The organism is Phenylobacterium sp., from assembly GCF_016793285.1.
Classification (GTDB): Bacteria; Pseudomonadota; Alphaproteobacteria; order Caulobacterales; family Caulobacteraceae; genus Phenylobacterium.
Window position 1 is genome coordinate 22,268 of the sequence record NZ_JAEUMO010000163.1, and the last position, 6,966, is coordinate 29,233.

General features: G+C 71.1%; 7 protein-coding genes. 5 read left to right on the plus strand and 2 right to left on the minus strand.

The features are described from left to right. The first annotated feature begins 113 nt into the window (after positions 1–113). The 4 genes from flgF to flgH are packed head-to-tail and all read left to right on the plus strand — an operon-like array spanning position 114 to position 3,142. A complete protein-coding gene (flgF, locus tag JNL41_RS14860; RefSeq protein WP_293476220.1) occupies positions 114–854 on the plus strand; it encodes a flagellar basal-body rod protein FlgF in 741 nt (246 codons plus the stop codon). Positions 855–868: 14 nt separating this feature from the next. Further along, positions 869–1,657 carry a flagellar basal-body rod protein FlgG gene (gene flgG, locus JNL41_RS14865; protein WP_293476222.1) on the plus strand — a complete coding sequence of 263 codons (789 nt, stop codon included), beginning with the start codon at positions 869–871 and terminating at the stop codon, positions 1,655–1,657. 4 nt (positions 1,658–1,661) lie between these two features. After that, the gene (gene flgA, locus JNL41_RS14870; RefSeq protein ID WP_293476224.1) at positions 1,662–2,402 is read left to right on the plus strand and encodes a flagellar basal body P-ring formation chaperone FlgA; all 741 of its coding nucleotides are present in this window, start codon (positions 1,662–1,664) and stop codon (positions 2,400–2,402) included. 11 nt (positions 2,403–2,413) lie between these two features. Beyond that, positions 2,414–3,142 (plus strand): flagellar basal body L-ring protein FlgH, encoded by a 729-nt coding sequence (gene flgH, locus JNL41_RS14875; RefSeq protein WP_293476226.1) that lies wholly within the window; start codon positions 2,414–2,416, stop codon positions 3,140–3,142. Positions 3,143–3,190: 48 nt separating this feature from the next. On the opposite strand, the gene JNL41_RS14880 is transcribed toward flgH, so the two are convergent. Continuing rightward, positions 3,191–3,895 carry a PEPxxWA-CTERM sorting domain-containing protein gene (locus JNL41_RS14880; RefSeq protein ID WP_293476228.1) on the minus strand — a complete coding sequence of 235 codons (705 nt, stop codon included), beginning with the start codon at positions 3,893–3,895 and terminating at the stop codon, positions 3,191–3,193. A 193-nt stretch (positions 3,896–4,088) separates the two neighbouring features. On the opposite strand from JNL41_RS14880, the gene JNL41_RS14885 reads away from it, so the two are divergent. Next, entirely contained in the window at positions 4,089–5,207 is a 1,119-nt protein-coding gene (locus JNL41_RS14885; protein WP_293476230.1) for an alpha/beta hydrolase-fold protein, read from the plus strand. A 181-nt stretch (positions 5,208–5,388) separates the two neighbouring features. Here JNL41_RS14885 and dxs read toward each other — a convergent pair. Continuing rightward, positions 5,389–6,966 (minus strand): 1-deoxy-D-xylulose-5-phosphate synthase (dxs, locus tag JNL41_RS14890; RefSeq protein WP_293476232.1); only part of this gene is annotated, 1,578 nt, incomplete at its 5' end.

The following is a 6,966-nucleotide window of genomic DNA, read 5'->3' on the forward strand; positions in this document are numbered from 1 at the left end:
GCCGCTCGGCCGCCGTTAACTTTCTTGTTCCTTGATTTCGCTCGCGTTTCCAGTTGGCCCGAAGCTTGCACGCCCTGAGAGCCGAAACGTCGCACTCACTCGGGTCGCCTTCGATGGACAACGCCCTCTACGTCGGTCTCTCGCGCCAGATGGTCCTGCGCAAGGAGATGGACATCATCGCGAACAACATCGCGAACGTGGACACCGCCGGCTTCAAGGTCGAGTCGATGATCCAGAAGACGGCGCCCGGCGCGCCGGCGATGACGATGGGCGGCCCGCGCCCGGTGAAGTTCGTGGCCCCGGACGGCGTCGCCCGCAACTTCGGCCAGGGCGCGCTCAACCGGACCGACGGCGAGTTCGACATGGCCATCCAGGGCCAGGGCTTCTTCCAGCTCCAGACGCCGGACGGCCCGCGCTTCACCCGCGACGGCCGCTTCACCATCGACTCCACCGGCCGCCTCGTCAGCCAGGGCGGCTATCCGGTGCTCGACGAGAGCGGCGGCGAGATCACCGTCGACGGCGAGAAGGGCCGCGTGGCCATCGGCGGCGACGGCTCGATGAGCCAGGGCACGGAGCGGGTCGGCAAAGTCGGCATGTTCAAGTTCGCCAACGCCGCCGTGCTCGAGAAGGCCGGGGACAACCTCTTCCGCAACGGCTCGAACCAGCAGCCCGAGCCGGCCGCCGATGCGGCCAAGCTGCGCCAGGGTCACCTGGAGGGCTCGAACGTCAAATCCGTCCTGGAGATCACCCGCATGGTCGAGGTGAGCCGGGCCTACGAAAGCACCTCCAAGATGATCGACAGCGCCGCGGACCTCTCGCGCCGCGCCGTCGACCGTCTCGGCCGCGCCAACTAAGGGACTAGAGACCGATGCAAGCGCTCCGCACCGCGGCGACCGGCATGGCCGCCCAGCAGATGAACGTCGAGGTCATCTCGAACAACATCGCCAACATGAACACGGTCGCCTTCAAGCGGCAGCGCGCCGAGTTCCAGGACCTGCTCTACCAGACGTTCGAAGCGGCCGGCACGCAGTCGTCCGACCAGGGCACCATCGTGCCGACCGGCGTGCAGGTGGGCGCGGGCGTGAAGGCCGGCGCGGTCTACCGCGTCGAGACGCAGGGCTCGCTGACGCGCACCGACAACCCTTACGACCTGGCCATCGACGGCCGCGGGTTCTTCCAGGTGCTGCTACCCTCCGGCGAGACGGCCTACACGCGGGCCGGCAACTTCTCGGTCAACGACCAGGGACAGCTCGTCACCCAGGACGGCTACCAGATCCAGCCGGCGATCTCGATCCCGGGCGACGCGGTGTCGGTCACCGTCTCCAAGACCGGCCAGGTGCAGGTGCAGCAGGCCGGGCAGACCAACCCGTCCGTCGTCGGCATCCTGGAACTCGCGACCTTCGTGAACGACGGCGGCCTGAAGGCGCTGGGCGACAACCTCTACCAGGAGACGGCGGCGTCGGGCGCGCCGACCTCGGGGACCGCCGGTTCCACCGGCATCGGCACCCTGGTCCAAGGCTACACCGAAGCCTCGAACGTCGACGCCGTGTCCGAGATCACCGCCCTGATCGTGGCGCAGCGCGCCTACGAGATGAACTCGAAGGTGATCTCCACCGCCGACAACATGCTGGCCACGGCCAACCAGGTGAAGGCGTAGCCTCATGAAAGCGCTCGCGCTCGCCGCCGCCGCCCTGCTCACCGCCGGCCCCGCGCTGGCCGGCGCGCCCGTGACGCTGAAGGCCGCCACCATCGACACGGACGGCGTGGTCACGCTCGGCGACCTGTTCGAGGGCGCCGGCGCCGCAGGCCGCACGCCCGTCGCCACCCGCGCCGGCGCCTCGGTCATGCTGAACGCCGGCGCCGTGCGCCTGGCCGCCGCGCGCGCCGGCCTCGACTGGGCCAACGCCGAGGGCCTGCGCCAGATCGTGGTGACCGGCGGCGCCACGGCGCAGCCCGGCGCGGTCGCCGCCCGCGGCGCCGTCGAGGCGCTGACCTGGGCCCGCTCCATCGTCGCCGGCGAGATCGTGCAGCCGCAGGACCTGGTCTGGGCCAAGGTCGCCGCCGCCCCTGCCGGCGCGCCCGCCGACGCCGACGCCGTCATCGGCCTGGCCGCCAGGCGCCCGCTGCGCGCCGGCGCGGCCGTCGCCGCGCGCGACGTCGCCGCGCCGGAAGCGGTCAAGGCCAACGAGATCGTAACGCTCACCTACGAGAACGAAGGCGTCTCGCTCTCCCTGCAGGCCAAGGCCCTCGGCGGCGGCGCAGTGGGCGAGACCATCAACGTGCAGAACGTCACGTCGAAGAAGACCGTCCAGGCCGTGGTCACCGGACCCGGCCAGGCCGCGGTCGGACCGCAGGCGGAGCAGCTAAAGCTCGTCCGCTCTTCCCACTACGCCGCACGCTGAAGGACACCGACATGCGCCTGCGCTTCCTGGCCCTCGCCGCCCTCGCCCCGCTCGCCGCCTGCTCGACAATCAAGGAGGCCGCGATGGGCCCCGATCTCGCGCCGGTGGGCTACCCGGCCGCCCTCGTCCCGATCAGCCAGCCCGTCGCCTCGGCGCGGATGCCGTCGCCGCAGCCGGCCAGCGCCAACTCGCTGTGGCGCACCGGCGCCCGCGCCTTCTTCAACGACCAGCGCGCCAGCCGTCCGGGCGACATCCTGACGGTCAACATCGACATCGACGACAGCGCCAAGACCACCAACGCCACCTCCTCGTCGCGGACCTCGGGCATGCAGGCGGGCGTGCCGCACCTGCTGGGCCTGGAATCGACGCTCGGGAAGATCCTGCCGGGCGGCTTCGATCCCGCCAACGCCGTCGAGACGAACTCGACCAGTTCGAACGCCGGCCAGGGCGCGGTGAACCGCTCGGAGAAGATCAGCCTGACGATCGCCGCGGTGGTCACCGCCGTGCTGCCGAACGGCAACCTCGTGATCCAGGGCACCCAGGAGGTGCGCACCAACACCGACCTGCGCCAGTTGACGGTCGCCGGCATCGTGCGGCCCGAGGACATCTCCTCGGCCAACACCGTGCGCCACACCCAGATCGCCGAGGCCCGCATCAGCTACGGCGGCCGCGGCGACATCAGCCGCATGCAGAAGACCCCGTCGGGCCAGAGCCTGATCGAACGCTTCTCGCCGTTCTGACGCCGTCGGTTCCCGACCGCCGCCCGGGCGCGCGACGTCGGTCGCGGCTCAGGCCGGCGCCGAGCGCCGCCTGCGGAGGCCGGCGCCGGCGAGGCCGAACCCGAGGATCGCCAGCGCCCATGCGCCCGGCTCGGGGACACCCGTCCCGGGCCCCGCGATCGTGTCGAACGTCACGTTGTCGAGGCCGGCGCCGAGATAGCTCGACGTCAGCGCGGTGCTGGCCAGGAACGTCAACCGCACCGGCGCGCCGGTCGCCACGAAGTCGTGGGTGAAGCGCTGCCAGTCCGAGCCGGCCGCCGACAGCCCCAGCGTGTTGGTGAAACTGCCGACCAGGACGTCGTCGATCCGCAGGTCGAGCGTCACATCGCCGTAGCTGCCCTGGCCGCTCACGAAGAACGCGCCGACGTCGAAGCCCACCCGGTAGGTCGCGCCGGCGACCGTGTCGATCGCGTCGGACTTCACGCCCTTCCCCCGGCCGACGACGCCCGTCAGCTCCAGGAAGTGCGCGCCCTCGGAACCGACCACGCCGAGGCCTCCGAAGGCGGCGTTGTTCTGGTAGGCGATCTCGTCGTCGCCGCCCGGCGTGGAGTCGACGACGGTCCAGCCCGGCAGGAACGTGCTGCCCTGGTGGAGGTACACGACGCCGGCGCTTCCCGGCTGCTCGAACCCGCCGTTGATCAACGACGACGCGGCCGACGCCGGACCCGAAGCCCCCGCCGCCGCCAGGGCCGCGAGGAATGCCATACGCTTCATGAAACTACCTTCCGGGGAGTGAATCCGGGGCGCCCCCTTGCGCCGGACCGCCTGATCGAGGCGCCGGGAACCTACCCGTCCGCGACGCGGTTCCTCCTCCCCCGATTGGGGGTCCGCCGGAGCCGCCTGGGCGTCCGCCGCAAAATCGTCCAGGGATGAAGCCAGGCTGCCGGTGCAGCTTGGGGGCGGACACATGACGCGCGGCGCAATCCTTGTCTTCCTGCTCGCGGCCCTGGCCGTCGGGCCAGCCCGCGCGGCGGCGCTGAAGGTCGTGTCGGAGGCCACGCCGCCGCAGTACGGCGTGACCCGCCTGATCGTTCACTCCGAGCGGATCGGCCGCGACTTCCGGGTCATCGTGAGCCAGCCGACGGCGACGGTCTTCCTGCCCGGCCAGAAGCTGCCGGCGATCTACGCGCTGGACGGCGGCAGCGGCATCGCCGGACCGCAAGGCCAGTACCTGGGCAACACCTGGCAGATGTCGGCCGCCCTGGTGGTCAGCATCGACGACGATCCCGCTGGGGAGAACCATCGCCTGGACGACTTGGCGCACGCCCGCTGGCGGCCGCAGGACGGCAGCCTGCCCGAGATGGGCGGCGGCGGGGCAGCGTTCGAAGCATTCCTGCTCGAAGACCTGCGCCCCTTCATCGAGGCGCGCTATGCGGCCGACCCGCAGCGCTCGGTCCTGGTCGGCCACTCGCTGGGCGCCCTGTTCGCCGCCAACGTCTTCGCCCGACGTCCCGACGCCTTCGCCGGCTACGTCATGGCCAGTGTGCCGGTCTGGGCCGAGCCCGGCGTCGTGCCGCGCGTCGCCGCGGCCGCAGAACGCGCCAGCGGCCAACGCATCTACCTCTCCGTGGCCGAGTTCGACGACGGGGTGAACGGGACGGGCATGCAGCCGGGCTTCCAGGCGATGTCGGCTGCGCTTGAGCGCCCCGGCGTGACGCTGCGAACGCGGGTCTACCCGGGCGAGAATCACAGTTCGTACTATCCGCGGATGGTGCTCGACAGCTTCCCGTTCGTACTGCCGAGCGTCTGGGTGCGCACCACGCCGCAATGGCCTCTGCCGCCCGCCGAGCGGGCCCGCTATGAAGGCGCGTACCGCATGCCGGACGGGCGCGAGATCGTGATCAAGGCCACCCAGCCCTTCGGGCGGATGACGGCCCAGGTCGCCGGCGGCGCGGTGGTGTCGCTGGTCCTGAACGGGCACGACCGGTTCTATGCGCCCTCGTCGGACCTCGACGTCATCTTCGACGCGACGGGCGCCGTGCTCAGCAGCGGGGCCACCCGCGTGCGCATCGAGAAGGTTCGCTAGGGCTGGAATCAATTTCTATCAGTAAATTCAATGATTTCCGCTCATCCCGGCGAACGCCGGGATCCAGATGGAATGACTGGGAGGCGGGCTCCACGAGCTCAGAGCCCATCCAATCTACCGCTCACACCTTGGGATCTGGCTCCCGGCGTTCGCCGGGATGAGCGGGAATTGGGGCCGGAGCCTAGGCTCGGCGGCCGGCGGCGCTGGCGTTGTCGACGCCGAGGGCGGCCAGGGCGCCGCGGACGATGCCTTCGGCGTCGAGGCCCGCCTGGGCGTACATGGCGTCGGGCTTGTCCTGGTCCTGGAAGATGTCGGGCAGGGTGAGCGTGCGGACCTTGAGGCCGCGGTCGAGGGCGCCGTGCTCGGCCAGGGCGTGCAGGACGAAGGCGCCGAAGCCGCCGACCGCGCCCTCCTCCACCGTGATCAGGGCCTCGTGCTCGCGGGCGAGCCGCAGCAGGAGGTCGAGGTCGAGCGGCTTGGCGAAACGGGCGTCCGCGACGGTGGCCGAGAGGCCGCGCGCGGCCAGCAGGTCGGCGGCCTTGAGGCTTTCGCCCAGGCGCGTGCCGAAGGAGAGGATGGCGACGGCCGTGCCTTCGCGCACGATGCGGCCCCTGCCGATCTCCAGCGGGGCCGCGAGGTCGGGGATCTGCACGCCCACGCCCTCGCCGCGCGGATAGCGGAAAGCCGAGGGGCGGTCGTCGATGGCGACGGCGGTGGAGATGGCGTGCGCGAGTTCCGCCTCGTCGGACGGCGCCATGATGACCATGCCCGGAAGCTGGCCCAGGTAGCCGACGTCGAACGAGCCCGCGTGCGTGGCGCCGTCGGCGCCCACGAGGCCCGCGCGGTCGATGGCGAAGCGCACGGGAAGGCCCTGGATCGCCACGTCGTGGACGACCTGGTCGTAGCCGCGCTGGAGGAAGGTCGAGTAGATCGCGCAGAACGGCTTCATGCCGTCGGCGGCCAGGCCGGCGGCGAAGGTCACGGCATGCTGCTCGGCGATGCCGACGTCGAAGGTGCGGTCGGGGAACTTCTGGCCGAACAGGTCGAGGCCGGTGCCCGAGGGCATTGCGGCCGAGATCGCCACGATCTTCGGGTCGAGCTCGGCGTGCTTGATCAGCTCCTGGGCGAAGACCCGGGTGTACTGCGGCGCGCCGGCGGCGCCCTTGGCCTGCTGGCCCGTGACCACGTCGAACTTGACCACGCCGTGGTACTTGTCGGCGGCGTTCTCGGCGGGGGCGTAGCCCTTGCCCTTGTGGGTGACCACATGGACCAGGACCGGCTTGTCGTCGATCCGGCGGGCGTTCTGCAGGACGTGGACCAGGGCGTCCATGTCGTGGCCGTCGATCGGGCCGACGTAATAGAAGCCCAGCTCCTCGAAGAAGGTGCCGCCGGTGACCATGCCGCGGGCGTATTCCTCGGCCTTGCGGGCCGCCTCGCGCATCGGGCGCGGGAACACCTTGGAGACGGTCTTGCCGAGGTTGCGGATCGACTGGTAGCCGCCGCCCGAGACGAGCCGGGCGAAGTAGCCGCTCATCCCGCCCACCGGCGGCGCGATCGACATGTCGTTGTCGTTGAGGATGACGGTGAGCTGCCTGGTGGTCTCGCAGGCGTTGTTCATGGCCTCGTAGGCCATGCCGGCGCTCATCGAGCCGTCGCCGATGACGGCCACGACCTTGTTGTCCTGGCCCTTGGCGTCGCGGGCCGCGGCGAAGCCGAGCGCCGCGCTGATCGAGGTGGCCGCGTGGGCCGCGCCGAACGG

Bases quoted from the DNA above. Each gene is read 5' to 3' on its own strand.
- flgF (WP_293476220.1), top strand. From the start codon at position 114: ATGGACAACGCCCTCTACGTCGGTCTCTCGCGCCAGATGGTCCTGCGC.
- flgG (WP_293476222.1), top strand. From the start codon at position 869: ATGCAAGCGCTCCGCACCGCGGCGACCGGCATGGCCGCCCAGCAGATG.
- flgA (WP_293476224.1), top strand. From the start codon at position 1,662: ATGAAAGCGCTCGCGCTCGCCGCCGCCGCCCTGCTCACCGCCGGCCCC.
- flgH (WP_293476226.1), top strand. From the start codon at position 2,414: ATGCGCCTGCGCTTCCTGGCCCTCGCCGCCCTCGCCCCGCTCGCCGCC.
- JNL41_RS14880 (WP_293476228.1), bottom strand. From the start codon at position 3,895: ATGAAGCGTATGGCATTCCTCGCGGCCCTGGCGGCGGCGGGGGCTTCG.
- JNL41_RS14885 (WP_293476230.1), top strand. From the start codon at position 4,089: ATGACGCGCGGCGCAATCCTTGTCTTCCTGCTCGCGGCCCTGGCCGTC.